At 60.6% G+C, this 24,106-nt stretch carries 21 protein-coding genes; 9 read left to right on the top strand and 12 right to left on the bottom strand.

The window, feature by feature from the left end; translation table 11 throughout:
• Nucleotides 1–38: 38 nt before the first annotated feature.
• The 8 genes from AC1D08_RS13000 to AC1D08_RS12965 all read right to left on the bottom strand — a co-directional run bounded on the left by AC1D08_RS13000 (nt 39) and on the right by AC1D08_RS12965 (nt 9,824).
• Nucleotides 39–1,154 carry a sugar ABC transporter substrate-binding protein gene (locus tag AC1D08_RS13000; protein WP_457154889.1) on the bottom strand — a complete coding sequence of 372 codons (1,116 nt, stop codon included), beginning with the start codon at nt 1,152–1,154 and terminating at the stop codon, nt 39–41.
• A 106-nt stretch (nt 1,155–1,260) separates the two neighbouring features.
• Nucleotides 1,261–2,226: an ABC transporter permease gene (locus AC1D08_RS12995; protein WP_477423251.1), complete on the bottom strand. Its 966-nt coding sequence runs from the start codon at nt 2,224–2,226 to the stop codon at nt 1,261–1,263.
• Nucleotides 2,223–3,806, bottom strand: a complete 1,584-nt coding sequence (locus AC1D08_RS12990) for a sugar ABC transporter ATP-binding protein (protein WP_457153647.1) — start codon at nt 3,804–3,806, stop codon at nt 2,223–2,225. The genes AC1D08_RS12995 and AC1D08_RS12990 overlap by 4 nt, the downstream gene beginning before the upstream one ends.
• 64 nt (nt 3,807–3,870) lie before the next feature.
• Nucleotides 3,871–5,013: a substrate-binding domain-containing protein gene (locus tag AC1D08_RS12985; protein ID WP_457153648.1), complete on the bottom strand. Its 1,143-nt coding sequence runs from the start codon at nt 5,011–5,013 to the stop codon at nt 3,871–3,873.
• A gap of 76 nt (nt 5,014–5,089) precedes the next feature.
• A complete protein-coding gene (aldA, locus tag AC1D08_RS12980) occupies nt 5,090–6,580 on the bottom strand; it encodes an aldehyde dehydrogenase (RefSeq protein WP_477423249.1) in 1,491 nt (496 codons plus the stop codon).
• Nucleotides 6,581–6,621: 41 nt separating this feature from the next.
• Nucleotides 6,622–7,626 (bottom strand): 4-hydroxythreonine-4-phosphate dehydrogenase PdxA, encoded by a 1,005-nt coding sequence (pdxA, locus tag AC1D08_RS12975; RefSeq protein ID WP_457153650.1) that lies wholly within the window; start codon nt 7,624–7,626, stop codon nt 6,622–6,624.
• Between the two features lie 253 nt (nt 7,627–7,879).
• Nucleotides 7,880–8,956 (bottom strand): four-carbon acid sugar kinase family protein, encoded by a 1,077-nt coding sequence (locus AC1D08_RS12970; protein WP_477344649.1) that lies wholly within the window; start codon nt 8,954–8,956, stop codon nt 7,880–7,882.
• A 4-nt stretch (nt 8,957–8,960) separates the two neighbouring features.
• Nucleotides 8,961–9,824 carry a DeoR/GlpR family DNA-binding transcription regulator gene (locus AC1D08_RS12965; protein WP_477423247.1) on the bottom strand — a complete coding sequence of 288 codons (864 nt, stop codon included), beginning with the start codon at nt 9,822–9,824 and terminating at the stop codon, nt 8,961–8,963.
• 273 nt (nt 9,825–10,097) lie between these two features.
• Here AC1D08_RS12965 and AC1D08_RS12960 point away from each other — a divergent pair, with 273 nt between their 5' ends.
• The 3 genes from AC1D08_RS12960 (at nt 10,098) to AC1D08_RS12950 (ending at nt 13,797) form a co-directional block, all read left to right on the top strand.
• Nucleotides 10,098–11,222, top strand: coding sequence for an ABC transporter substrate-binding protein (locus AC1D08_RS12960; RefSeq protein WP_477226585.1), 1,125 nt, complete (start codon nt 10,098–10,100; stop codon nt 11,220–11,222).
• 74 nt (nt 11,223–11,296) lie between these two features.
• Nucleotides 11,297–12,793, top strand: coding sequence for a sugar ABC transporter ATP-binding protein (locus AC1D08_RS12955; protein WP_477226586.1), 1,497 nt, complete (start codon nt 11,297–11,299; stop codon nt 12,791–12,793).
• Between the two features lie 2 nt (nt 12,794–12,795).
• Nucleotides 12,796–13,797: an ABC transporter permease gene (locus AC1D08_RS12950; RefSeq protein ID WP_477226587.1), complete on the top strand. Its 1,002-nt coding sequence runs from the start codon at nt 12,796–12,798 to the stop codon at nt 13,795–13,797.
• 90 nt (nt 13,798–13,887) lie between these two features.
• On the opposite strand, the gene AC1D08_RS12945 is transcribed toward AC1D08_RS12950, so the two are convergent.
• From AC1D08_RS12945 to AC1D08_RS12935, 3 genes are read right to left on the bottom strand one after another with little or no spacing between them, the layout of a single operon-like run.
• The gene (locus AC1D08_RS12945) at nt 13,888–15,873 is read right to left on the bottom strand and encodes an oxidoreductase (RefSeq protein WP_457154038.1); all 1,986 of its coding nucleotides are present in this window, start codon (nt 15,871–15,873) and stop codon (nt 13,888–13,890) included.
• A 48-nt stretch (nt 15,874–15,921) separates the two neighbouring features.
• Nucleotides 15,922–16,716 carry a pyrroline-5-carboxylate reductase family protein gene (locus tag AC1D08_RS12940; protein ID WP_477423245.1) on the bottom strand — a complete coding sequence of 265 codons (795 nt, stop codon included), beginning with the start codon at nt 16,714–16,716 and terminating at the stop codon, nt 15,922–15,924.
• Nucleotides 16,717–16,731: 15 nt separating this feature from the next.
• Nucleotides 16,732–17,361, bottom strand: coding sequence for a TetR/AcrR family transcriptional regulator (locus AC1D08_RS12935; RefSeq protein WP_457154040.1), 630 nt, complete (start codon nt 17,359–17,361; stop codon nt 16,732–16,734).
• 148 nt (nt 17,362–17,509) lie between these two features.
• Here AC1D08_RS12935 and AC1D08_RS12930 point away from each other — a divergent pair, with 148 nt between their 5' ends.
• From AC1D08_RS12930 to AC1D08_RS12920, 3 genes are all read left to right on the top strand, one after another.
• On the top strand, nt 17,510–19,546 hold the full coding sequence (locus tag AC1D08_RS12930; protein ID WP_477423243.1) for an oxidoreductase: 2,037 nt from the start codon (nt 17,510–17,512) through the stop codon (nt 19,544–19,546).
• A 181-nt stretch (nt 19,547–19,727) separates the two neighbouring features.
• Nucleotides 19,728–19,955 carry a hypothetical protein gene (locus AC1D08_RS12925; protein ID WP_457155416.1) on the top strand — a complete coding sequence of 76 codons (228 nt, stop codon included), beginning with the start codon at nt 19,728–19,730 and terminating at the stop codon, nt 19,953–19,955.
• A gap of 234 nt (nt 19,956–20,189) precedes the next feature.
• Nucleotides 20,190–20,621 carry a hypothetical protein gene (locus AC1D08_RS12920; protein WP_477423241.1) on the top strand — a complete coding sequence of 144 codons (432 nt, stop codon included), beginning with the start codon at nt 20,190–20,192 and terminating at the stop codon, nt 20,619–20,621.
• Here the strand turns inward: AC1D08_RS12920 and AC1D08_RS12915 are convergent.
• Nucleotides 20,516–20,824 carry a KTSC domain-containing protein gene (locus tag AC1D08_RS12915; RefSeq protein WP_477423240.1) on the bottom strand — a complete coding sequence of 103 codons (309 nt, stop codon included), beginning with the start codon at nt 20,822–20,824 and terminating at the stop codon, nt 20,516–20,518. The genes AC1D08_RS12920 and AC1D08_RS12915 overlap by 106 nt on opposite strands.
• A gap of 125 nt (nt 20,825–20,949) precedes the next feature.
• On the opposite strand from AC1D08_RS12915, the gene gspD reads away from it, so the two are divergent.
• Genes gspD through gspG form a run of 3 tightly spaced genes read left to right on the top strand, consistent with a single transcriptional unit; the run spans nt 20,950 to nt 24,100 of the window.
• Nucleotides 20,950–23,073 (top strand): type II secretion system secretin GspD, encoded by a 2,124-nt coding sequence (gene gspD / locus AC1D08_RS12910; protein ID WP_095091069.1) that lies wholly within the window; start codon nt 20,950–20,952, stop codon nt 23,071–23,073.
• Between the two features lie 2 nt (nt 23,074–23,075).
• Nucleotides 23,076–23,570: a prepilin peptidase gene (locus AC1D08_RS12905; RefSeq protein ID WP_477399689.1), complete on the top strand. Its 495-nt coding sequence runs from the start codon at nt 23,076–23,078 to the stop codon at nt 23,568–23,570.
• A complete protein-coding gene (gene gspG / locus AC1D08_RS12900; RefSeq protein WP_457152589.1) occupies nt 23,570–24,100 on the top strand; it encodes a type II secretion system major pseudopilin GspG in 531 nt (176 codons plus the stop codon). The genes AC1D08_RS12905 and gspG overlap by 1 nt, the downstream gene beginning before the upstream one ends.
• Nucleotides 24,101–24,106: the final 6 nt, after the last annotated feature.

Here is a 24,106-nt window from a genome sequence, read left to right as displayed (position 1 = left end):
AGCCGGCGCAGACGCCGGCCAGGTTCGTGTGTCATTGCCTAGTTGGCGTTATCGGCCGTCTGGCCGTTCAGCTCATCCGGCGTGAATACGGGGAAGCACTGCGGAAAGCCGGTGGCCGTGTAGAAGGTCTTAGGCAGGTTGGGGTAGAAATCCTGGCCCTCTGCCAGGTCCGCATTGTTCTTCTGCGGGATAGGCAGGAAAACCTTCTGGGGCAGCGCGTTGCCTTCCAGCAGCACGACCGAGGCCTCCAGCGCCATCGCGGCCAACGCCGGCGCCTGGGCGGCGGTGATCCCCGGGTACTTGCCTTTGTTGACCAGCATCCGCGTGCCGTTGCCGGCGTCGAAGCCGACCGGGACGACCGGGTGCTTCGCTGCGGCCAGCGCCTCGAGCGCGCCAACGGAGCCCTCCTGGACAACGATGCCGTCAAAATTGCCGTTGGTGGCGATGGCGTCGGACGTCACTTTCGACGCCGTACCCACGTCCCAGTCGCCCTCGACCTTGACCGCCTTTAGATCGGGGTACTTGGAGAAGACCTCGCTGAAGCCCGCTTGGTTGTCGCGGTCGACGCTGTTGCCGGGGACGCCATCGATTTCCAGAACCTGACCCGAAACATTGCCCTTCTTGGCCTTGATGCCATCGACCACGGCCTGCGCCTTGATCCGGCCCAGTTCGACCTGGTTTTCATTGATCTGCACGACTTGGTCGGAATCGAGGACGTTGTCATAGGTGACCAGCACCACACCGGCTTGCTTGGCACGCCTCACGACTGCGTCGAAGGCGGTGGGATTGACGGCATTGATGATCACGGCGTCGTAGCCGGCGGCGATGAAGTTGTCGATCGCAGAGATCTGCGCCGTGGAATCGTTGCCCACCGATATGATCTTCAGTTCGGACAGCTTGGACTTGTTCTCGGGACGGGCGCCCCAGGCTTTGGCGGTCTGGATTGAGTTGGCACGCCAATCGTTGCCGACATAGCCGTTGACCAAGGCAATCTTGTAGGGCCCGGACTTCTTCGGATACGAGATCACCGAAGCACTGTCTGGCGCAGAAGCGTAGCAGTCGGGCTTGTAGGTGTCCTGCGCCCAGGCGCTTGTGAACATTGCGGTGGATGCTGCAAGAGCGCCCATCATCAGAAGTGCAATACGTCTTTTCATTTCATTTTCCTCCCGTCTGTCGGCGACCATCGCCGGTTTTCAAATTGATCCCCCCGCAGTTACCGCCGCGGAGGCCGAATTCTTGGAATGAGCGCACATGGTCGGATCATGGGTTCTGCTGCCTTCGACGCCGGTTCAACGAGACGGCAATGATGATGATGGCTCCCTTGATCACCTCCTGGATGCTGGTGGAAAGACCGAGCACGAGAAGACCAAAGCCGAGAATTCCAATGAAGATTGCACCGACGACGGAACCGACAATTGATCCATAGCCGCCGAAGAGACTTGTCCCGCCTATGATCACGGCCGCGATGACGTCGAGTTCAAGACCCGCTCCCAGGCTGGGATTGCCGGCCGTCGAGCGGGCCGCGAGCATCATGCCTGCAAGGGACGCGGTCATGCCCGACAGCACAAAGGCAAAGATCTTGACGCCGTCCGTGCGCACTCCGGAAAAGCGGGCGGCTATGGCATTTCCGCCAGTCGCATAAACACGCCTTCCATAGGGCATCTGGTGCAAGAGATAGTAGCCGCCGGCGGTCAGGACGATGGTCCACCAGATTGGCGCCTGGATGCCTAGAAAACTGCCATTCCAGAACAGGTTCGAAAAATCATCATCGACGATAGACACCGGCCGAGTGCCGGTGATCGTTAGTGCCAATCCGGAAAAGATGGAGAGCATGCCAAGCGTTACGAGAAACGATGGAATGCGCAATTTTGTAACAAGGATGCCCGAGGTCGCTCCTATCGCGGCGCCGGCGCCCAGAACCAGAAGTGCGGCGACATAGGTCGGGACATTCTGCTCGAGCAACAGCGCCCCGATCATCCCTGAAAAGCTGGCGAGGGATCCGACCGACAGGTCGATTTCACCGCAGATGATCACGAACGTCATGCCGATCGCCATTGCGGAGACGATGGCTGTGATGCGCAAAACCGCGCTTGCAGTTGAGACAGAAGCGAAGTGGGGAGCAAACAGGACGAAATAGAGGGTGATAGCCAGGAAGATTACATAAGTGATGTGATCGCGTAAGAAATTCATTGCACTTGCGCGCAAGGGCATCGACGACTGTTTCATGCTGCAACTCCCTGGGCGCGTATGCTGGTTTGTCTGGCGGCCTCGGCCTGCAGCATCGCGCGAAGTCCTGTCTCGTCATGCGCTTGACCGATGCTGCGCGTGATCCGTCCATCCGCCATCACAAGAATGCGATCGGACAGATCCAGGAGTTCCTCGAGTTCGGAAGAAACGAGCAGCACGGCGACGCCTTCGCCGGCTGTACGACGCACAAGTTCGCGCATATCGCGCTTGGCGTTGATGTCGACGCCCGAGGTAGGCTCGTCGAGGATCAACAGCTTAGGCTTCATTGCCAGCCATTTGGCGAAGACGATCTTCTGCTGATTGCCGCCCGAAAGCTCCTGGGCTTTCTGCAAGGGACCGCGACACAGGATATTGAGATCGTCTCGGCATTGTCGGAACAGAGCCGTCATCCGGGCCTTCGCCATCGGCCCGAACGGACCCGCCAGCGAGAAATCGGAAAGGCGGGGAAGCGAGAGGTTCTCCTCGATAGAGCGCCCGCCTACAAGACCTTCGAGCCGGCGGTCTTCCGGAACAAGCGCGATACCGGCAGCGATGGCCCCCGTGACACTGCCCAGCCGAACCGGTTCACCCGCGACGGCGATGTCGCCCGAGACATCGGGAAGGACGCCGAACAAGGCCTTGGCCAAGGTCGACCGTCCGCTGCCCACAAGCCCGGCAAGGCCGACGATCTCACCTGGGTCGATCGAAAGCGATACGCCAGCCAGCTTGCGTGACGTGGCAAGATTGCTGACCTCCAGGGCAGGGGTTCCCGCAGCCGTTGCCGGACGGCGCGTCGCGGGCGCTGCGGCGGCTGGCAAAGGCGCTTGGCCCTTTGGCCGCGACATCATCGCGGCGATATCCTCGATGGATGTCTTGCTCGGATCAAGCGGGCCAACCAGTCGCCCATCCTTGATGATCGAGATGCGATCCGAAAGCCGCAGCACATCGGCCATGCGATGGCTGATGTAGACGATACCGATCCCGTTCTGCTTGAGCTGGCCGATGGTGCGAAAGAGCGTTTCCTCCTCGTGGATGGTCAGAGATGAAGTCGGCTCATCCATCACGAGCAGCTTGGCGCCCCGCGAAATCGCCTTGAGGATCTCGACCATCTGGCGTTGGGCGAAGGCCAGATCGCCCACCCGCGCCGAGGCGTCGAGTGAGAATGCATAGCGCTCGATCAAAGCCCGAGCCTCGCGAACCATTTTCCTGCTGTCGACACGCCGGCCAAAGGCGAGGGGCTCGCGAAGGACAAAGAGGTTCTCGGCAACCGAGCGGTTCGGCAAGACGCTCAGTTCCTGGAAGATCATCGCGATCCCGCGATCGATCCTCTCTCGAAGCGACAAGGCGGTGACATCCTGTCCGTCAAACAGAATCCGGCCTTCATCCGTTCGATACGCCCCCATGAGAATCTTCATGAGCGTCGACTTGCCCGCGCCGTTTTCGCCGAGCAGTGCATGCGTTTCACCAGCCATGACATCGAACGAAATGTCCGAAAGCACGCGGTTTGCGCCAAACGACTTGCCGATGCGTTGCATCGTTACGATAGCGTTCTTGGACGTTGAAGTTGTCGCTTCGGGCATGACGATTTCTCGATCGCTCGGGGAGCGCCGGCGGACTGCTGCGGCCCGCCGGCGAAAGAAGGAGCTAGAAGCACTCGCCGTTGCAGATTTTCACCACCGAAGCCGGCGCATCTTCCTTTGTGACCTGCTTGAGGGCACTGAGGAGGTCGAGCTTCTTGACGCGCAATGTCGGCACCGAAATGTATGGCGGGACCTCATGTCCAAGCAACGCAAGCGCGGCCGCCTTGGCCTCGGCGACGCCCTGGTCGTAGGGACGCTGCGCGCCTACGGCCAGAAATTCGCCACGTGCAACGTTCAGCGCGCTGTCCGCGGCGATGTCATTCGTGGTGACGACGATATCGCGCCCAAGTGTCTTGGCCGCGGCCACGACTTGCTGGGCGGGCGTGTCCCAGGCAACGAAAATGCCCTTCATGTCGGGATGCGCCGTCAACATGGCGGTGGCAACCTCGTAGGCCTTCTCCGGCGCGGTGAAGGTGCCGACATCCGCGACCTTGATGTCGGGATGTTCGCCGAAGGCCTTCAGTGCGCCGACCTTGCGGGCCGCAACGGAGTAGTAATAGTCATAAACCAGCGTGATGACGCCGACCTCGCCCTTGCCGCCAATCGCACTTACAAGTTCCTGCGCTGCGAAATAGGCGTTCTTCTCATTGTCGGAGGCGACAACGGACACATAGTCCTTGCCCGGCGCCATATCGACCGGGACATTGTCCATGAAAACCAGCTTGATGCCGGCGGCTGCCGCCTTCTTGTAAGCTTCGGATTCAGACTTCGGATCGATCGGGATCGAGAAGATCACATCCGGCTTACGGGCAATCATCTGCTCGAGATCGCTGATTTGCTGGCCGGGCTGGAACTTGGCGTCGGTGGTTCCGACAATCTCGATGCCAAAGTCCTTGAGTGTGTTGGTGATTCCGGCGACCTGCAACTGGGGCCAGCCGGCATCCATGGTATGCATCACCAGTCCTGCGGTGAACTTTCCGGCCTTGAGCTTGGCAAGGTCGTCGGCCGAAAACTTTAGCACATCTGGCGACACCGCCGGCGGGCCGTCCGGGAAGCCCGGGACGGGTTGGCCCCTCGGCGACAGGGGCAGCGGCTCGAGCAAGGCCTTTGCCTCAGGTGGAATGGTGTCATCGGCGATCGCCGAGGATGCGGCCATTCCTGACAGCGCCACGGCCAAAGCGGCCGCCATAAACCCACGATAGTGCATTTCATTCCTCCCGATCATATGAAACGGCCGTATCGGCCGGGTGGCGACCTGGCTGGTCGTACTGGTTGGGCGGTGTTCAGCGCCCGTAAGGCATCAATGCCGCCGTGGCGGCACCCGAGTAATTCACGTAGACCGTCTTCTTGCGCATGTAGCTCTCGAGCCCATGCACGCCGTCGTCACCGCCCAGTCCGCTTTCGCGGAAGCCGACATGGAAACCCTGCAGCATTTCCGGTCCAATCCGGTTGACGTAGATCTCACCGAACGAAACCTCGTTGACGGCGTTCATGACGCGGCTCAGATCATTGGTGAAAAGATAGGCCGACAGGCCATAGCGACTGGCATTGGTGATGCTGACCGCTTCCTCGAAGGTGTCGAAGGGCATGATCGGCACGACCGGGCCGAAGATTTCGCGCGTCATGATCGGCATGTCGGGCGTCACATCGGTCAATACGGTCGGATTGAGCCAGTAGCCGCCATCGATCGGCGCCTTGGTCGGGCGGCCACCGGCGAGAGCGAGCCTGGCGCCACCTGCGACGGCTTCGGCAAGAACCGCCTCGACCTTTTCCAACTCCTCACGGCTGACCTTGGGGCCGATATCGGTGTTTGCCTGCATCGGATCACCGACGACGAGCGACTTGGAGAATTCCACGAAGCGCGTGACGAACTGATCGTAAATCGAACGATGGACGAGCGTGCGTTCGTTGCAGATGCAGACTTGTCCGCAATTCATGTAGCGCGAGGTGGCTGCCGAACGCACTGCCAGGTCGAGATCGGCATCGGCCAGGACGATGAATGGCGCCTTGCCGCCGAGCTCCAGCGAAACCGGCGTCAGATTGCGAGAAGCGTTGGCCATGATGCGCTTGCCGGTCGGCACGCTGCCCGTCATGGTGATGAGGTCGATTCCGGGTTCCGTGCAGAGCACTTCGCCTATGGTTTCACCTGGTCCCGTTATGATGTTGACCACGCCAGCCGGCACGCCCGCTTCGACAAAGATGCGACCCAATTCGAGTGCCGATAGTGGCGTGTCTTCATGCGGCTTGAGGACGATGGTGTCGCCGGCGATCATGGCGGGCGCCACCTTTCGGCTGACCAGGGCGCTCGGGTAATTCCACGGAATGATGGCGGCGACGACGCCTACAGGCACGCGCTGGATCCAGACCTGCTCTCCCGCATAGTCGGATGGCAGGATCTCACCTTGAATGCGACGGGCAAACTCGGCGTAGTAGTCGAAGAACTCGGCCGCGCCGCCGACTTCACCTATTGCTTCATTGATCGGTTTGCCTTGTTCCCTGACCACCACCTCGGCCAGATGTCGGGCGTTCTGCCGGATCAAGACCGCGATCCGCTTCATGATCGCCGCACGGGCAAGAGGTGATTTGAGCCCCCAAGCCTTCTGCGCCTTGCGGGCGGCTTCTATCGCCTGGCGAGCCTGACCTGGGCTTGCCTCGGGCACGTCGACAAAGGCCTTGCCGTTGGCCGGATTGATCACCGGGCGCGTGCCGGCTTCGCCGGAGACAAACTTCCCGTCGATCAACATGTGATGGGATTTCTTGTCTTCTACTGCCATGGTTCAATCCGCTTCTGCGTGCGTTGCAGGCGTGCCGACGCCTAAGGGTTGGATTTTGCCGCGGCCATTTGGACCGCGAACTCGATCGCTTCGATAAGACTGTCCTCGTTGGCGATGCCCTTGCCGGCGATGTCGAAGGCCGTGCCGTGATCGACGGAGGTGCGGATGATCGGAAGGCCGAGCGTGACATTGACACCGGAGAGCGCCTTCCACTGACCGGTCGCGGGATCGACGTTGAAGCCGAGCAGTTTCACCGGGACATGGCCCTGATCGTGATACATCGCGACCACCGCGTCATACTGGCGGGCGCGCAACTTGACGAAAACCGTATCGCCCGGAACAGGCCCAAACACGGTAAAATCGGCGGGCGTGTAGGAAGCGACGACGGGGGTCGTGATGTCGATATCCTCACGACCGAAAATGCCGCCTTCGCCGGCGTGCGGATTGAGCGCGGCAATCGCAATGCGGGGATGGGCAATGCCAAGGCCGTGCAACGCCTCGACCGTCAACTGGATTACCCGCCGCAACCGAGGTTCGGTCAGTTTCGACGGAACCTGTGCGAGCGCTACATGGGTCGAGACATGGCTGACGCGAAAATCGCCATGGGCCAGCATCATCACGGAATCGCGGGCGCCTGTCAGATCTGCCAGCATGTCGGTGTGACCGGCATAGTGATAGCCGGCCAGATTGAGCGCTTCCTTGTTGAGGGGAGCCGTGACGATGCCTGCAATTGAACCGGCCTGTGCAAGGCGAACAGCTTTTTCGATCGCCAGATAGGCGAGGCGCCCGCCTTCGGCCGACATGACGCCCGTTTCAATGGGAGTCCGTTCGGGGCCGGCTTCGAGAAGGGCTACAGGCGGAAAAGTCCCAGCGGCGGAAGCCGACGGATCTTCCTCCTCGATGCGCCCGGAAATCGACTCCATTGCACGCATCGCGGTGACGCTGCCGATAATGAGAAGCGACAACGATCCTTCGGCAAGGCGCGGTTTCAGCCGTGCGCATGCCTTTGCGATGATCTCAGGGCCGATGCCCGCAGGATCACCCATTGTGATGCCGAGTCTTGGACCAGACATAAACGCCCCTAATCGGTCAATTGTGATCATCTTCTAATCCTTCTAACCATGAATGCGCAATAGTTTTCTTTTTCAGTCATTCGTAATCACCTGAATGGTGAAAATCCGGCTGTTTGCCTGCCTCTCCGTGGGTGCGATCCCGGTGTATTCGGCTGCTGAGACATCGTTTGACGCCATTTGACCGGCGGGGATGGACCCGCCGGTGCTTGGCCGGCGATTGTCTTGATCAGCGACGCGCGAGAGCCGCGAGCCTGCAGAGCAGGGCACTGTCGCCGAATGCGCCAGATTTCGAAATTGTGGCTAGCCCCTCGAAAACGCCGCCTTTGACTCTGGAAACCGGAAGCCCTGGCTCAATCTCGCATTCGACCGTGAGTTCGACGGCACCCAGGCTGTCGCACACCGATCGCAATGTTTCACCGCCAGTGACGAGCAAGGTGCCGGGCTTTGGCAAGCCCGCGAGAAGCGAGGCAAACACCTTGCCGATATGATCTGCCACGACGTGGCGATCGCCCGATGCAACGACGCTGACAGCCGACGGCTCCCCGCGCATCATCCGTTTCGCCAAACGCATTTTCGCTTTGTCGACGTCGTGTTCCACGACGATATGCGCATCCGCATGCCTGGCGGCAAAGAGGGCTACCTGTCCCGCCGTGACCTCATGATTTGTGCCGACAAGGGCCAGGAATGGGGCGGAAAACGCAGGAACAGGCTTGTGTGGCGCATTCATGTGCCGTGCAAGTGCCGCCGCCAAGCCGCCAGTACCGACCCACAACGTCGCGCCCTCCGGCACCGTCGCGACGATCTTGTCCAGGTCCGCATCCGTTTCGGCGTCATAGAGTGTGATGAAATCAACTGGGCGTGACCCTGGTGTTGAACGCCCAGCCGGAAAGCGCTGGCCTAGACCGGCAACAAGGTCGGGACCTACCATTTCGGGTTGATCGAGTCGCCATTGGCGCCCAAGGCGCGTAACACGTCCCTGAAATGGGAACGCAGGTGCCAGAACAACGCGCTGGTACGCCCCGTTGAGGATGCAGGCCTCGATTTCGGCGATGACGTGGCCGCGCAAGAGGCTGTCGATCTTCTTGAAACTCAGGTGTCCGGCGGCAAGCCATGGCGCAAGCGTCCGGTGTCGCTCGACGGCCGTCGCCACTGGCCCCTCCCGGGTGGCGGCATCGATAGCCATACGCCCCGCAAACGTACGGTCCAGCTGCCAGCTGACCCCAATGCCATTCCCAGGCGATGCGAAGGAAACCGCGCTGTCCAGGGCCCCGGTCAGGTCGTCCGCGACGACCCGGATATCCATAGCCTCAAGAGCGCTCAACTGAAGAACCCGAACGGCTGACGCGCACGACCCTGACGTCCACATCGAGCGTTCGAAGATTGGTGAGGTGAGCCTGATCGATGCCCTCGTCGGTAATGATCTGGTGGATGTCGGCCAGACGGCAGATGGTGCAAAAATTGGGCGCAGTGAACTTCGAATGGTCGGCAAGCACGACGACGCGGCGCGCCGCGGCGATCATCGCCTGCTTCATTGCCGCAACCTCCAGGGAGGTCTCCGTGAGCATGTCGCCGGTGATGGCATGCGTCCCCAGAATGGCTATGTCGGCGTGAATGGTTCGCAGGAAATTCTCGCCAGGCTGGCCGATAAGGGTCAGCGAACCAGGCTTGCAGGTGCCTCCAGGCATGACCAGGCGTACTTCCGGCACAGGTGCAAGGATCTGCGCGATCGCAAGGCTGTTGGTCACGGCCGTAAGCGGGATAGGCGCCGCAGCGATGGCGCGGGCGACTTCCAGAACGGTCGTGCTTGCGTCGAAAATGACGCTCTGGCTAGCTCGAAGCTCCGACATCATGGCAGCGCCTATGGCCTCTTTCTCGGCCCTGGCGAAATGCGCTGCAGTGGCGAGATCCGGCTCGAAGGTGGCCAGTTCCGTGCGTTGAAGCATCGCCCCGCCATGCGTTCGCTCCAACGCTCCTTGCCTTTCAAGCGTCTCGAGATCGCGACGGATCGTCGAAGGCGACGCGCCGATGAGATCGATGAGTTCCTGGACGCCGACGGCTCCTTCTCGTTTCAGGCATTCGAGAATGAAGGCGTGACGCTTGGCCGGAATCAGATCGACCCGTCCGCGCCCGCCGTCGTCTTCCCATGACCCGCCGGACACGACAGGCGCCATGTCCTCCGCCGCTGATTTTCGAACATTCCTTGCCACGTTCGCATCTCCGCATGGTGTCGCAACGCGCTCGCCTGAATCACAGCGCTCTGCATCGCGAATATCACGAATCCCTCAGGCGAGCCCAATGATTTGTCACCTTGGTGGGCGAATTGCTATCGTTTTTGGCTGACTTAGAATTATTTTGACTGATTTTGACCGCATATGGTAATCAAGTGTCGTCAATCGTCGTCATCTGGTGGTTGGAGAACGAGCAGTTCTGGTCAAAAAGTCTAAATGAATCAGCAATGCAAAGGGCCAGTGGGCTCCATTGCGAACCGGGTTGGAGGAACCATGTTTTTCTTGTCTAGGCTGAAATCGGCCGTCATCGGCGTCGCTGCTGCGGCCTTCTTGTCAACGGCGGCTGTCGCTGCCGACGGCCCCACGGTCGGCGTTGTCGTGCCGACCCTGGATGCGCAATTCTGGAACAGCTATGTCGCCTTCATGAAAAAGGGAGCGGATGAACTCGGCGTGAATCTCGTCGTGCTCAACGCCGACAACAAGCCCGACCAGATGGTCAAGTCGCTCGAGGATCTGGTGGCCCAGAAAGTCGATGGCATAATCTTCACGCCCTATTGGGCCACTGCCGCTCGTGGACTTACCTTGGCGAAGGAAGCCGACATACCGGTCATCCTCACTGACAGCTACCCGGATTTTTCGCCTCAAACCGAGCGTTTCCCAAACTACATCGCCTTTATCGGGCCGAGCGATGAAGACGCCGGATACCAAATGGCCAAGGCGCTGTTCGCTGCGATCAAGCCCGGGCCGGACGGTAAAAAAGTGATCGGCGTGGTCAACGGCACCGCCGGCACCTCGGTCGCCATTGATCGTCGCAAGGGTCTGGAAGACGCTCTCAAGGAAGCTCCCGATGTGCGTGTCGCTGGTGAGGTCGATGGCAATTTCGTCCGTGATACTTCGCAGACGGCATTTGAATCGCTCTTCCAGGGGAATCCGGAGATCACCGGCGTCTGGGCTGCGAACGGCGGCACTGCGACCGGCGTGATGGCCGCTCTCAAGAACCACGGGAAAACGCCGGGGAAGGAGGTCATGGTCGTCGGAATGGATCTCAACCCTGAGAATGTCGAAGCGGTAAAGTCCGGCGATCTGCTCTTCGACATCGGCGGTCATTGGCTTCAGGGCGGCTTCGCCCTTGTCGCCCTCTTCGACCAGATCAAGGGCGTTCCGGTTCCCGCGGGCGCTGACAATGTCAAGCTGAAGCTGCTGCCGTTGACCAAGGATCGCGTTGCGCAGTTTGAAAAGGACTTTCCGGGCGGAGTGCCCACCTATGATTTCCGACAGCACTCCCGCTTCTACAACAAGGACGCCAAGCCAGCCGTTTTCGAGATGCAATACAGCAACTGAACGCAAGGTTCGGCCTGCCTGCAACCGCACGGTTGCGGGCAGGCTTCTCCCAGGGCATTGGACGTATTCGATCCATGACGCTTACCGCGAGCGATCTGCGCAAGAGTTACGGCCAGACACGTGCCGTGGATGGCGTGTCGGTGGTGCTTCTGCCTGGTATGGTTCACGCCATCGTCGGCGAAAACGGAGCTGGCAAATCGACGACCCTGCGGATGCTCGCCGGTGCCGAACGGCCTGACAGCGGCGTGATGACGCTGGACGAAGCACGATATGCCCCACAGAGTGTCAGCGGTGCGGCGGCCCTTGGCGTGTCGCTTGTTTACCAGGAAATCACGATCAACCGGTCGTTGTCGGTTGCTGAAAACATCTTTATCGATCGCCTGCGAAGGTTCGCCGGTCGCCTCGGTCTCATCGATCGCAGACGTATGGAATCGGCGGCGCAAGCGATCCTCGAGCGGATCGGCGCGCAAATACCAGTCTCTGCAGACACAGGCCGCCTCAATCTCGGCGAGCTGAAATGCATCGAGATCGCCCGAGCTCTATCTACAAATCCGAAAATTCTCCTCCTCGACGAATCCACCGCCTATCTGGATCACCGCGAGGTTCAGGCGGTCCTTGGCGTCATCAACGAACTCAAGGTTCAGGGGATGACCGTAGCTTTCGTTTCTCATCATCTCGACGAGGTGCTTGCCGTCGCCGATGGACTGACGATCCTGAAGGATGGGCAATATGTCGGAACATATCGTACAGCCGAGATCGAGCCCAATGAGATTCATCGCCGCATGGTGGGACGCGACCTCGCGAAAGGTATCTATCCGTCTCGTCTGACGGCAGACCCAAGCAAGCCCGCGCGGGGCCCTGTTGTCTTCCAAGCCTGCGACGTGGCCGTTGGGCGCGAACTCAACGGCGTCAGCCTGGATGTTCATGCCGGCGAAATCCTCGGCCTTGCCGGATTGAAAGGCGCTGGCGCCGAAGCGCTGTTCGCAGCCATTTGCGGCGACCTGCCTTTAGGCCACGGCACGATGAGGCTTGCGGATGTTCCATTCGCGCCATCGAGCCCGACTGATGCTTGGCGGCAGGGCGTAGCCCATCTGCCCGGCGACCGTCACAATGAAGGGCTGATCGCTGAGTTCAGTGTCCTCGACAATCTGGTGATGGTCCGCCCGCCCCGGCATGGGCCATTCTTCGACCGCCCCGCTGCCATCGCCATTGCGGCCGATCTCATCACTCGGATCGGAATCAAGACGCAGAGCATCGACGCGTCCTGCCGTTCTCTCTCGGGAGGCAATCTGCAAAAGGTGGTGATTGGCAAATGCTTGGCCGTACAGCCACGCCTGCTCCTGCTCAACAACCCAACGCGCGGCGTCGACATCGGCGCTCGCACGGAGATCTATCGAATCATACGGCAGAAGGCGGCGGAAGGCCTCGCCGTGATCCTTTCTTCGGAAGACATGCCTGAACTGATCGGTATGTCGGACCGCTTGCTGGTGCTCCGGCAAGGACATGTCACGCATCGCATCGAGACTGCAGCCGATGCCACCGAACACGACATCATTGGACATATGGCCTGACCATGGACACAAACGAGACCGCGAGCACCGCCATGACGCCGAGCGCAAGCGGCGAAAAAATCCGCAGCGCGAGCAGCTTCGAACTCCTCAAGCGCACTTTTCCGCTCGCGATGCTCGTTCTGCTCGTCGTCATATTCTCTCTGTCGTCGCCGCGCTTTCTCACCTTCAGCAACTTTCTCATCGTGCTTCAGCAGGGCACTGTGCTGCTGGTCGCGGCGCTGGGCATGACCTTCGTCATCATGGCGGGCTCGATCGATCTTTCGGTCGGTTCAATCGTCGCCCTCGCGGCATTGGCAACGGCCTTGACGGCCGATCGTCTCGGCGCTGCGGCAATCATTCCGGCCATTGCTGTTGGTGCGGTTGCCGGTTTGATCAATGGCGTGCTCCTCGCCAAGGGCAAGGTCCCGTCCTTCATAGCCACCATGGGGGCGATGGTGGTGTATCGCGGCATCGTGCTTCTGTTCACCCGCGGCGCTCCAGTGTCGATAGACGACGAGCAATTCCTCAACGCCTATGCCGAACGTACTTTGGGCATTCCCAATTCGGTGATCATTGGCCTGGTGCTGATGGTCCTTGCCTATGGCATCATCAACAGGACGGTGTTCGGACGCGAGGTCCGCGCCATCGGCGGTGGGGAACGCGTCGCCATCTTGACCGGCATTCAGGTCGCCCGCGTGAAAATCTACATGTATGTGCTTCTCGGGGCCCTGTGCGGCATCGCGGGATTGCTGCAGGGCGCGCGCGCCATGGCCGCCACAGCGCAGCTCGGGGAAGGGCTTGAACTGGATGTCATTGCTGCCGTCGTGGTCGGCGGAACGCCTTTAACCGGAGGTGTGGGCAGTGTTGTTGGTACCGCGCTTGGCGTTCTGATCATCACGCTTCTGTCGAACGGCATGAACATGACCGGTGTCGATCCATACCTCCAGAATATCGTCAAGGGTACGGTTCTCGTTTGCGCCGTATTCGTCACCATCGATCGTAAGAAGATTGGCATCATCAAGTAGCGACAGACCGGCTTCGGAGGGATCGCTAATCATAGTAACTATCGTCGTCTTTCGCTTGTCTGGATCGATCCGGCCCGTCTAGCGTGCCTATCACAGCCGCAAGGCGACCTTCCTCCCTTCGTGGAATGCGTAGGGCGCCTGGCGTGGAGCGGCGGCATCGCCGACCTCCGTGAAAGGTTGCGATGTGCCTTTCAACTCTTTCGCCAGCCAATCCGCCGCCACGTTGGTGGTTGCGAGAACAAGGCAATCGCCCGGTACGAAACTTTCTTCACGGGTGTTGTGGTCGACGACGGTCACGCCGTCCCCGTGCCACTCCAGAACGCTGACGTCCACGAACCATTTGACGCCAAGCTGGCGCAATGTCCGTCGCAGCGGGAAATCGGCAGCTGTCCGCTGCAGTTCCTTGCCGACCAGCGGATCGGGCGTGAGAATGGTCACTTGATGGCCATCCTCGGCAAGTTTCCAGGCTGTGCCACCGCCGCGCCAGCCTCCGCCCTCGTCGAGCAAAAGCACGCGCTTGCCGGGTCGCGCATGGCGGGCCATCACGGCTTCGATCGAGAAGACATTGCCCTTTTCGATGCCTGGCAGGCTCGGCATTGCCGGCAGCGCCTTCTGAAATCCGGTTTCTGGAGACACCGACCCTGTGGCCAGGATGACGGTGTCGGCTTGGAATGAGGGGATTTCCGATGCCTCGACATAGGTGTTCAGCCGTATGTCGACATTCAGCTTGCTGAGCTGGCGCTCATACCAGCCAAGAAGGTCGAGGATTTGCCCCCGGCGCGGCTGCAGCCCGGCGAGCAGAAAGTTCCCGCCCAGTCTGCTGGAGGCTTCGGCCAGCACCACGTCGTGACCCCGTTCGGCGGCAACGCGTGCCGTCTCGAGGCCAGCGGGACCGCCGCCGACGACAAGTACCCGTTTTTTGATGGCGGCGGCCGTGAACCGGTCACCGCCCCATTCAAACTCGCGTCCTGCCGAGGGATTGATAAGGCAGCTGATCCAGTAGTCGCGTGAACGGCGGCCCCAGCACATCTGGTTGCAGGAAATGCACCCGCGCACATCGTCCGGCCGGTCTGCCGCGGCCTTGCGTGCCAGATGCGGGTCGGCGATCTGGCCCCGCACGATCGAGACCAGGTCCGCAGCCTTTTCGCCGAGCACCGTTTCGGCATTTTCAGGCGTCCTGATATGGCTCTCGGCCACCACGAGGGCCGTCTTGACCACGCCCTTGAGGGTCGCCGCAAGATCGGCGCCAAGTTTCTCCGGGTAGAGAAAAGTCGGCATTATCTTGTAGAAATCGAGGTAGCTGCCGGTTCCGCAGGTCACGTAGTCGATCAGCCCCTGCTCATCATGCAACCGAATGATCTCCGCCAGTTCCTGGCGACTGAGCGCGACTGTGTAGTCGGGCTCATCGCTGACCGAGAGCCCAACGATAAAATCTCGACCGCATGTTTCCCGGATGCGGGTCAGGATCTCGCGGGAGATCCGTGTGCGGTTTTCGAGCGAGCCTCCCCATTGGTCTTCGCGTTGGTTTGTCCAGGGCGTCCAGAATTGATCGATCAGCCCGACATAGGCAGCCCAGACTTCGACACCATCGAAACCGGCTTCCCGGCAGCGGCGCGCGGCCTGAACGAAGCCGTCGATGGTCTCCCAGATCTCATCCTGCGACATAGCGTGGGAACCGTCGCTGTCATGGTAGCTCGGAAGGCCCGAGGGCGACCAATGTGCGTGAAATGAGTTGTCCGAATCGCCATGCGCACCGACGTGGTAGAGTTGCTGGATGGCGATCGCCCCGTGGTCCTTGATCGCCCGCGTGACCTGTTGGAAATGAGGAATGACGCTATCGTCGCCAGGTCGGAAATTGCCGCGTGTCAGCACGGCGGCTTGATGGACGGGCATGGGTTCGACAACAATCATGCCGGCCCCGCCAATCGCTCGTTCGGCATAGTAGGCAACGTGCCGTTCGGTCGGCACGCCATTTTCGGCCATGTTGGCGGTGTGAGCCCCGAACACGATCCGGTTTCGCAGGGTGCGACTGCCCAGCGTTACAGGTGAAAACAGATGCGGAAAGAGTTTTGACATTGTACATCACCTGCGGGTCGGAGGACGGCAAACCGCCTCGTGTGGCAATCAGGAGGCTTGTCCCATACTCACGGATTTCTGAAGCGCTGCAGCAAGTCCGTCTGCCACGGTCGCTTCAAATCCGGCTGCGCGCATGGCCTCGATTGCTGCTGCGGTGGTGCCGCGGTAGTCGAGGAAGGTCTGGACGATGTCTTTGGGATTGTCTGCGCGAGCCTCGAGGAGTTTTCCCGCTCCAATCAGCACCGCGCTGACGCTCCTTCGGGCAATGTCCGGGCTTATTCCTCGACCGACGGCATCGTCCATCATCGCTGCGGCAAGGAGGGCCGGAAAGGCCGGGCCGGATCCGGTGAGGCCCGTCAGATAGTCGATATCTGCTTCACTTTTGACTTCATCTGCGGCGCCACAGGCCTCCAGAATCCGACGGGCGACATCGCGGTCATCCGCAGTGACACCCCGAGAACCTATCCAGGGAGTATAGGAATTGCGCACCTCTGCCGCAGCATTCGGAAGCGTGCGCACGACGCGTTCGGTCTTGAGACGTCGAGCCAGTTGGTCGAGAGGCACTCCGGCCATGACCGACATGGCGAGCTTGCCATACGCAGAGATGTCGATGGCAGGCCAGTCCTGGGGGCGGACCGATACGATGATGACATCGGATCGGTCGGCCAGTTCCTGATTGTCCCTGGTCCATGTGGCGTTTGGCAGAAAGCCGGGTTGCCCGCTTCTGTAAGAAAGCGTGAGGTGCTGAGCGGCGACTATCTGTGCATCGATGATGGCCTCGGCGATGGCCCGTCCAAGCCAGCCACCTCCGCCAATTATTCCGATGCTCAAGGGTTCGCCCATCGTCGAAACTCTTCCTCAACCCGCGGAATGGCCATGTCTGGCGAAGAACCGATCCAGCTCCCGCTTCTGTGGGGCCTCGCCCGTAAAAATCTCAACGTACCCGGGAATGCGCTTCATGCGGACCGCGAGATCTTCCCTGGTCTGCATTGAGATGTAGCCGATCTGGACGAGGTAGATGGTGCGCGCTCGAACATCGGCCGAGCCTTCTTCGTAGCCATACCGGACGAACATCTGGCTCATTGCATCGAGGCGCGTCTGATCGGCTGTCTGTACCTCCGCCAGGATCTCGGGAGATTGAAGCGCCCAGCTTCTGACTGCGAACTCGAACTGGGAGTCGAACAAGGTCTTGTCGAGCCAGCAGTCGAAAACGTTCAGCATCGCTTCGGCCACTGTCTCGGCATAGGCCTCAGCCTGCTTGACGAGGTTGCCGGTATTCTTATCCCGCCATCGGATCAATAGGGCCGCCAACAGTTCTTCTCGATCCTTGAAGAACCAATAGAAGCTGGTGCGGGACAGGCCCAGCTTCTTGGCCAAGGGCGAAATTCTCACGGTGTCGACGCCGGATTCGAGAAGCAAGTCGTAGGCGGCTTCAAGCCACCCCTCCGGCGATCCGCGCCATCCGCTGTCGTTCGAAATTTGCTCCATGAGCGACCAACCTAACAAAACGCAAAAGTGAAAACCAGCAAAATGTACACCTATGTCGATTTGATCGACCTATGAGAACTCAAACTTGACATATCTGTACATTTTCAAATAGCGTTTGCACCTGCCACCCCAGTCCGGAGTCCGTCAGATGTCGAACGATCCCCTTTTGCAGCCGTACAAACTCAAGCATTTGACCCTTCGCAACCGCATCATCGTGACGTCCCACGAGCCGGCCTATCCGGAGGATGGGATGCCGAAGGAGCGCTATCTTGCTTACACGGTGGAGCGGGCGAAAGGCGGTGTGGCGATGACGATGACGGCCGGGTCGGCGGCGGTCTCGAAGGACAGCCCCCCGGTTTTCAACAACCTGCTCGCCTACAAGGACGAGATCGTACCGTGGATCAAGCAAATGACCGATGCGGTGCACGAAGAGGGCGCCGCCATCATGATCCAGCTGACCCATCTCGGACGGCGCACCCGCTGGGACAAAGGCGATTGGCTGCCCGTTGTGGCTCCGTCCCATCATCGCGAAGCCTCACACCGAGCGTTTCCCAAGAAGATTGAAGACTGGGATATCGAGCGCATCATCAAGGACTTCGCAGACGCCGCCGAACGGATGAAGGCAGGCGGGATGGATGGCGTCGAGCTCGAGGCCTACGGCCACCTGCTCGAACAGTTCACGTCTCCCCTCACGAACGAACTTGACGGTCCTTATGGCGGTTCGCTCGATAATCGCATGCGCTTCTGCATGGATGTCTTGAAGGCGATCCGGTCACGGGTGGGCGAGGACTTCATCCTGGGCGTGCGATACACTGCGGATGAATGTCTCCCCGGCGGCACTGGCAAGTCGGAAGGCCTTGAAATCTCCAAACGCCTCAAGGAAAGCGGACTTATCGATTACCTCAACGTGATCCGCGGCCACATCGACACCGACGCGGGCCTGACGGACGTCATTCCGATTCAGGGAATGGCGAACGCCCCACACCTTGATTTTGCGGGCGAGATTCGTGCCGCGACCAACTTTCCGACCTTCCATGCGGCAAAAATTTCGGATGTGGCGACTGCGCGCCACGCGATCGCGTCGGGCAAGGTCGACATGATCGGCATGACGCGCGCTCACATGACCGACCCACACATCGTGCGGAAGATCATCGAAAAGCGCGAAGACGAAATCAGGCCCTGCGTCGGCGCCAACTATTGCCTTGACCGCATCTATCAGGGCGGGGCGGCATACTGCATTCACAACCCCGCCACTGGTCGCGAGCTGACCATGCCGCACATTGTCGCCAAGGCCGAGACCCGCAAGAAGATCGTCGTCGTCGGTGCAGGTCCGGCCGGCCTCGAGGCCGCCCGCGTGGCGGGTGAGCGGGGACACCAGGTTGTGGTGTTCGAAGCCGCGAGCGGACCGGGAGGACAAATCCGCCTGACAGCACTGAGCCCACGCCGCAAGGAGATGATGAGCATCATCGATTGGCGCATGGCCCAGTGCGAAAAACACGGCGTGAGCATCCAGTTCAATAGCTGGGCGGAAGCCGAAACCATCGAGGCTGAAAACCCGGACGTCGTCATCATTGCCACGGGCGGGGTGGCGCACACCGACGTCCTTTCGAAGGGCAACGAGTTGGTGGTGTCTTCGTGGGACATCATCTCCGGAGACGTGAAGCCGGGAACCAATGTCCTCATCTACGACGACGCGGGTGACCACGCGGCACTCCAGGCCGCGGAATTTCTCGCGGGCGCCGGAGCGAAGGTTGAAATCATGACGCCGGACCGGTCCTTTTCACCCGAGGTCATGGCAATGAACCTCGTGCCGTACATGAGGTCTCTGCAAAAACTCGATGTGATCTTCACGGTCACCTATCGGCTGGAGTCTGTTGAAAAGAGCGGCAACCAGCTCATTGCCCATGTCGGCAGTGACTATGGCGGCGTGTCCAAACAGCGCATCGTGGATCAGGTTGTCGTCAATCACGGCACCATTCCGCTCGACGACATCTATTTCGAACTGAAACCGAAATCGACCAACCACGGCGAGATTTCGCACGATGAACTCATCACCGGACAACCGCAGTCGGTGGTACGCAATGCGCAGGGCCAGTTCCAACTCTTCCGCATCGGCGACGCCGTTTCAGCTCGCAACACCCACGCTGCGATCTACGACGCACTTCGCTTGGCGAAAGATATCTGATTGGCGGGGCGGACAAACTCGTCCGCTCAATCACAAGAAGGGTTGGCCCGGCATCACCCGGCCACTCCAGCGACGCCGCAACTGTCGTCAACCGGCAATTGGTACGGAATCGTACTATCGATTGATCTGCATCTTGCACGAGATCAAAATGAGCCGGAGGTGATCATGGGGAAGGAGCCGCATGAGCATCGCCAGACGGACAACAGGACCTGCCGGCACTGCCAGGGACTTTCTGGCGGTAGAGCTGGCAAGTTCGCGGTACGGCGATATCATCTCGGTCAAAGCGGCAATCGAGGCAACTCGCAGGGACGCCCCTTATCTGCAGGATACAGATGACGAGTTGACGGAGGAGATCGTCGACCTGGCAAGGGAACTGGGACTGGCCGTCCTTTTTGACGCTCGCGATTGATCGATTGCCACGGGCTCCGCCAGCCGCCGGTGCCGGTCGGTGCGAAATCGGCAATTGGCTCATGGCCAACCCGGAAGGTGGAACACTGAGTAGACTCTCATGGTCTCGACCGGCCCGGCCTGGCGGTACCAAAGATTGATTCCTTCCCAGCGGTTTCCGGCTCTTGTCGAAGCATCATCGCGCGATAATTCCCTTGAAGGCGTGGGCGCTTCTCCCTCTCGACAGGAGACTGCCATGAAACATCAGACACTCGATCAACTGCATGCGGTCGCCAAGATTGAAACTTCGGCCGCATATTCGGAAATGACACGCAACCAGCGCATCGAACGCTGGGCGGAACTTCTGGAGCAACATCCCGAGCGATGCCTTGCCGCGTTTACAGGTACCGAATATCTGCACCTGGAGGAACGTGCCAGCGTGCGGGGGGACGGATCAGCACTTGCCGTTGCCTTCGACGATCCGGTGTTGCGCGCATGCGGCCTGAAGGATGACACGTATGGCGAGGCCAGGCGGTTCTTCAAACTAAGCGACTGGCAACTGCACGAAATCGTCTGCGATTGTCATGTCGGCGCAACCATGAAAGCACATTGGGCTGCCGCGCGGGTTCGCACAGCGCTTGGAGGAAACGGATTCTTTGCATGGCTGAGGCAAAGGATCATGTACTGAACTGGCCAGTTTGAGGTGAGGATCGTCACCTGTCCGGACCTCGATACGATCCCCACCTGACCGGTTTCGGTCAAGCTGAAGACGGCGTAGGTTGCCGGGGCAACATCTTCGTAGTCATAGCTGTCGCCGCTTGGGACAAACCAGACGGAGAGCGTTCTGGTTGCCGGATCGTATTTGGTATTTCGGATCACAGGCGACGGCATTTTGGGCACCCGTTGCACGCGTTGCTCTGCACCACCTACCCTGTGGATAGACCCCAAATACGCCCATCATTCCAAACATCCGCTTGCAAGAAGCCCTAGACTGGGAATCTAGGGGAATCGGGTGGATGTCGAGCAAGCCGAGTAGTCGCGTCGTGTTGTGCACGCTGCTGGCGATTGCCGGCTGCACCTCCGCGCCGGGCAAGGACTTCTTCACCGAGACCATCGACAGCCTGCATGCCAAGAACTCGCCCTTGCGGTCGGGATATACCGGGACTGGCGCCGTCACGTCGGCCGCCGGCCAGGCACAGCGCTTCAACGGCGCGCAATACCAGGGCTCGGGTCAGTTCGTCTCCTCCGGAGCCCCCGTCACCAAGGTGACGACCGATGGCTCGGGCCAGTTCGAGCTCAATCTGGTCAACGCGCCGATTGCCGAGGCGGCCAAGGCCGTGCTCGGCGATGCGCTTCACCTCAACTACATCGTCGACCCGCGCGTGCAAGGCACGGTGACGCTGCAGACATCGCAGCCGGTGTCGAAGGATGCGCTGGTCGACATCCTGCAATCGGCGCTTGCGGTGAATGGCGCCGGCATCACCAACCGCGCCGGCACCTACCAGGTTGTGCCGCTTTCCGAAATCATGTCCAGCACGCCGCCGGTCAGCGTGCCGTCGACGTCACCGTCCGGCCCCGGCGTCAAGGTGCAGGTGCTGCAGCTGCAATTCATCGCGGCCGATGAGATGAAGACCATTCTGGAACCGATCACCCGCCAGGGCTCGGTGCTGCGGGTCGATTCCACCCGCAACCTGATCACCGTCGCCGGCAATGACAGCGACCTCAATGCCATTCGCGAAGCGGTTTCGGTGTTCGACGTCGACTGGATGCGCGGCATGTCGGTCGCGTTGCATCCGCTGAAGACCTCCAAACCGGAAGCGGTTGCCGCCGAACTCGATTCGATCTTCGGCACCAAGGATGGGCCGGGCGCCAAGCTCATCCAGTTCATCCCCAACGACAGGCTGAATTCGGTGCTGGTGATCACCTCGCGCCCGGCCTATCTCGCCCGTGCGGCGAGCTGGATCAACAAGCTCGACAGGCTGGCCGAGACCAATGAAAGCCAGCTTTTCGTCTACCAGATCCAGAACCGTCCAGCCAAGGAACTGGCCGCTGTGCTGAGCTCCGTTCTTGGCACCACCGTCAAGACCGAAGGAGACTCGGGCGGCTCGAACGTGTCGCCCGACCAGACCCCGATCGCCATGCAATCGGATGGCGTCACGCCGGTGCCGTTGACCGGGCCGTCGCCTTCGCTGCCCCCGCAGGACGGACAGCCGCCCGCCCACGCCACGGTCGTCGCCGATATCGAAAACAATGCGCTGCTGATCCAGACCACGGCGCGCGATTACGAACGCATCGAGCAGATCCTGGCCAAAGTCGACGTTCTGCCGACGCAAGTCATGCTGGAAGCCGTCATCGCCGAAGTCACGCTCAACGACGAGCTGAAATACGGCCTGCGCTGGTTCTTCGAGAATGGCGGCATGAAGATCTCGCTGTCCGACGTGGCGAAGGGAGCCGCCGCGGCGGCACTGCCGGGCTTCAACTGGAGCTACGCAACCGACAACATCCAGGTGACGCTGAACGCGCTCTCCAGCATCACCGACGTCAATGTCATCTCGGCGCCAACCATCATGGCCCTGAACAACCAGAAAGCGATCTTGCAGGTCGGCGACCAGGTACCGATCGCCACAAGACAGGTGGTGGACCAGTCGTTCGGCAGCGCGCCGGTCGTCTCGGTCGAGATGAAGGACACCGGCGTCATCCTGACGGTGACGCCTCGCATCAACAATGCCGGCAGGGTCATGCTCGACATCGAGCAGGAGGTCAGCAATGTGACGAAGACGACGAGCTCCGGCATCGATTCACCGACCATCCAGCAGCGCAAGATCCAGACCCGCGTTCTGGTCAATGACGGCGAGAGCCTGGCGCTGGGCGGCCTCATCCAGTCGCGCAACAATGTCGACCGCACGCAGGTGCCGATCCTCGGCGATATCCCGATTATCGGCAACGCATTCAAGCAGAAGACGGACAGTATCGGACGCACCGAACTGATCATCTTCATCCGGCCGCATGTTGTCCGCGACATCAACGAAGCCCGCGAAGTGACGGACGAATTCCGCGGCAAGATCAGCCTGCAGACGCCGATCCAGAAGCGGCGCGGCGGCACCAAGCTGCAACAGGATCTGAAGAGGCTGGCGTATTGACGATGGCCACGCACCCATCTCTCGTGCTGGCTGCCACGGTCGCCCTGGCGGCGGTTCTGGCCGCGATTTCGATCGCCGATTTCCGCAGGCAGATCATCCCGGACGGGCTCAACCTGGCTCTGGCCGCCCTCGGCCTTGGCTATCAGATGGCGGCGGAGGCGGACGGCCTGCCGCTGCGGCTCCTGTTTGCAGCCATGACTTTTGCCGTTGCCTGGCTGATACGGCGCGGTCATTTCCTGATGACCGGCAAGATCGGTCTCGGCCTCGGCGACGTCAAGATGCTGGCCGCCGCCGCATGCTGGATCAGCCCGCTGCTGTTGCCGGTGCTGTTGTTCATCGCCAGCGCCAGCGCTCTGCTGTTCGTCGGCGGGCACGTGCTTGCGACAGGGCCCGCAGCGGCGCGGGCTCGTGTTGCCTTCGGTCCGTTTATCGCCATCGGCCTCGGCTGCAGCTGGGCGCTGGAGCAATTTGCAGGTTTGAACATGGGACTGCTCTGATGATCACTCAGCGCTTCACTCAACTTTCCGAAAAATCCGGCCGCGCCAGAAAATCTGTCGGCGCCAGAAAATCTGTCGGCGCCAGAAAATCTGTCGGCGCCAGAAAATCTGTCGGTGAAAGCGACCACCGCGAGGGCGGCTTCACCCTGGTCGAGCTCCTGGTCGTGCTCGCCATCATCGCGTTGATCGCGACACTGGCCGCGCCGCAGGTCCTGCGCTATCTCGGCTCGGCCAGGACCAACGCCGCCAAGGCGCAAATTCGCAACATCGAAAGCGCGCTCGAGCTCTACTATGTCGACAACGCGAAATACCCGACCGCGGAGGAGGGGCTCTCGGCCCTGGTCGCCGCGCCTGCCGGCGAAGCGCGCTGGAACGGACCCTATCTCAAGGGAACAACCGGCCTGAAGGATCCGTGGGGGAGGCCTTATTCCTACGAAGTGAAGGCCGATGCGAGCGGCGTGGTCATCCGCAGCCTGGGCAAGGACGGCAAGCCGGACGGAACCGGCGAAGACCAGGACGTCAGCAACTGATAGGGC

The sequence above is a fragment of the Mesorhizobium sp. P2_E6 genome (assembly GCF_056403835.1).
Note: the sequence above shows the minus strand (reverse complement) of the source record. Positions and strands in the feature narration are given on the sequence as shown.

Coding starts and splice junctions, on each gene's coding strand:
- AC1D08_RS12925 (WP_457155416.1), top strand. CDS start 19,728: ATGAGCATCGCCAGACGGACAACAGGACCTGCCGGCACTGCCAGGGAC.
- AC1D08_RS12920 (WP_477423241.1), top strand. CDS start 20,190: ATGAAACATCAGACACTCGATCAACTGCATGCGGTCGCCAAGATTGAA.
- AC1D08_RS12960 (WP_477226585.1), top strand. CDS start 10,098: ATGAATCAGCAATGCAAAGGGCCAGTGGGCTCCATTGCGAACCGGGTT.
- AC1D08_RS12990 (WP_457153647.1), bottom strand. CDS start 3,806: ATGCCCGAAGCGACAACTTCAACGTCCAAGAACGCTATCGTAACGATG.
- AC1D08_RS12985 (WP_457153648.1), bottom strand. CDS start 5,013: ATGCACTATCGTGGGTTTATGGCGGCCGCTTTGGCCGTGGCGCTGTCA.
- pdxA (WP_457153650.1), bottom strand. CDS start 7,626: ATGGGTGATCCTGCGGGCATCGGCCCTGAGATCATCGCAAAGGCATGC.
- AC1D08_RS12950 (WP_477226587.1), top strand. CDS start 12,796: ATGGACACAAACGAGACCGCGAGCACCGCCATGACGCCGAGCGCAAGC.
- AC1D08_RS12970 (WP_477344649.1), bottom strand. CDS start 8,956: ATGGATATCCGGGTCGTCGCGGACGACCTGACCGGGGCCCTGGACAGC.
- AC1D08_RS12945 (WP_457154038.1), bottom strand. CDS start 15,873: ATGTCAAAACTCTTTCCGCATCTGTTTTCACCTGTAACGCTGGGCAGT.
- gspD (WP_095091069.1), top strand. CDS start 20,950: ATGTCGAGCAAGCCGAGTAGTCGCGTCGTGTTGTGCACGCTGCTGGCG.
- gspG (WP_457152589.1), top strand. CDS start 23,570: ATGATCACTCAGCGCTTCACTCAACTTTCCGAAAAATCCGGCCGCGCC.
- AC1D08_RS13000 (WP_457154889.1), bottom strand. CDS start 1,154: ATGAAAAGACGTATTGCACTTCTGATGATGGGCGCTCTTGCAGCATCC.
- AC1D08_RS12930 (WP_477423243.1), top strand. CDS start 17,510: ATGTCGAACGATCCCCTTTTGCAGCCGTACAAACTCAAGCATTTGACC.
- AC1D08_RS12905 (WP_477399689.1), top strand. CDS start 23,076: ATGGCCACGCACCCATCTCTCGTGCTGGCTGCCACGGTCGCCCTGGCG.
- AC1D08_RS12995 (WP_477423251.1), bottom strand. CDS start 2,226: ATGAAACAGTCGTCGATGCCCTTGCGCGCAAGTGCAATGAATTTCTTA.
- AC1D08_RS12940 (WP_477423245.1), bottom strand. CDS start 16,716: ATGGGCGAACCCTTGAGCATCGGAATAATTGGCGGAGGTGGCTGGCTT.
- aldA (WP_477423249.1), bottom strand. CDS start 6,580: ATGGCAGTAGAAGACAAGAAATCCCATCACATGTTGATCGACGGGAAG.
- AC1D08_RS12915 (WP_477423240.1), bottom strand. CDS start 20,824: ATGCCGTCGCCTGTGATCCGAAATACCAAATACGATCCGGCAACCAGA.
- AC1D08_RS12955 (WP_477226586.1), top strand. CDS start 11,297: ATGACGCTTACCGCGAGCGATCTGCGCAAGAGTTACGGCCAGACACGT.
- AC1D08_RS12965 (WP_477423247.1), bottom strand. CDS start 9,824: ATGGCGCCTGTCGTGTCCGGCGGGTCATGGGAAGACGACGGCGGGCGC.
- AC1D08_RS12935 (WP_457154040.1), bottom strand. CDS start 17,361: ATGGAGCAAATTTCGAACGACAGCGGATGGCGCGGATCGCCGGAGGGG.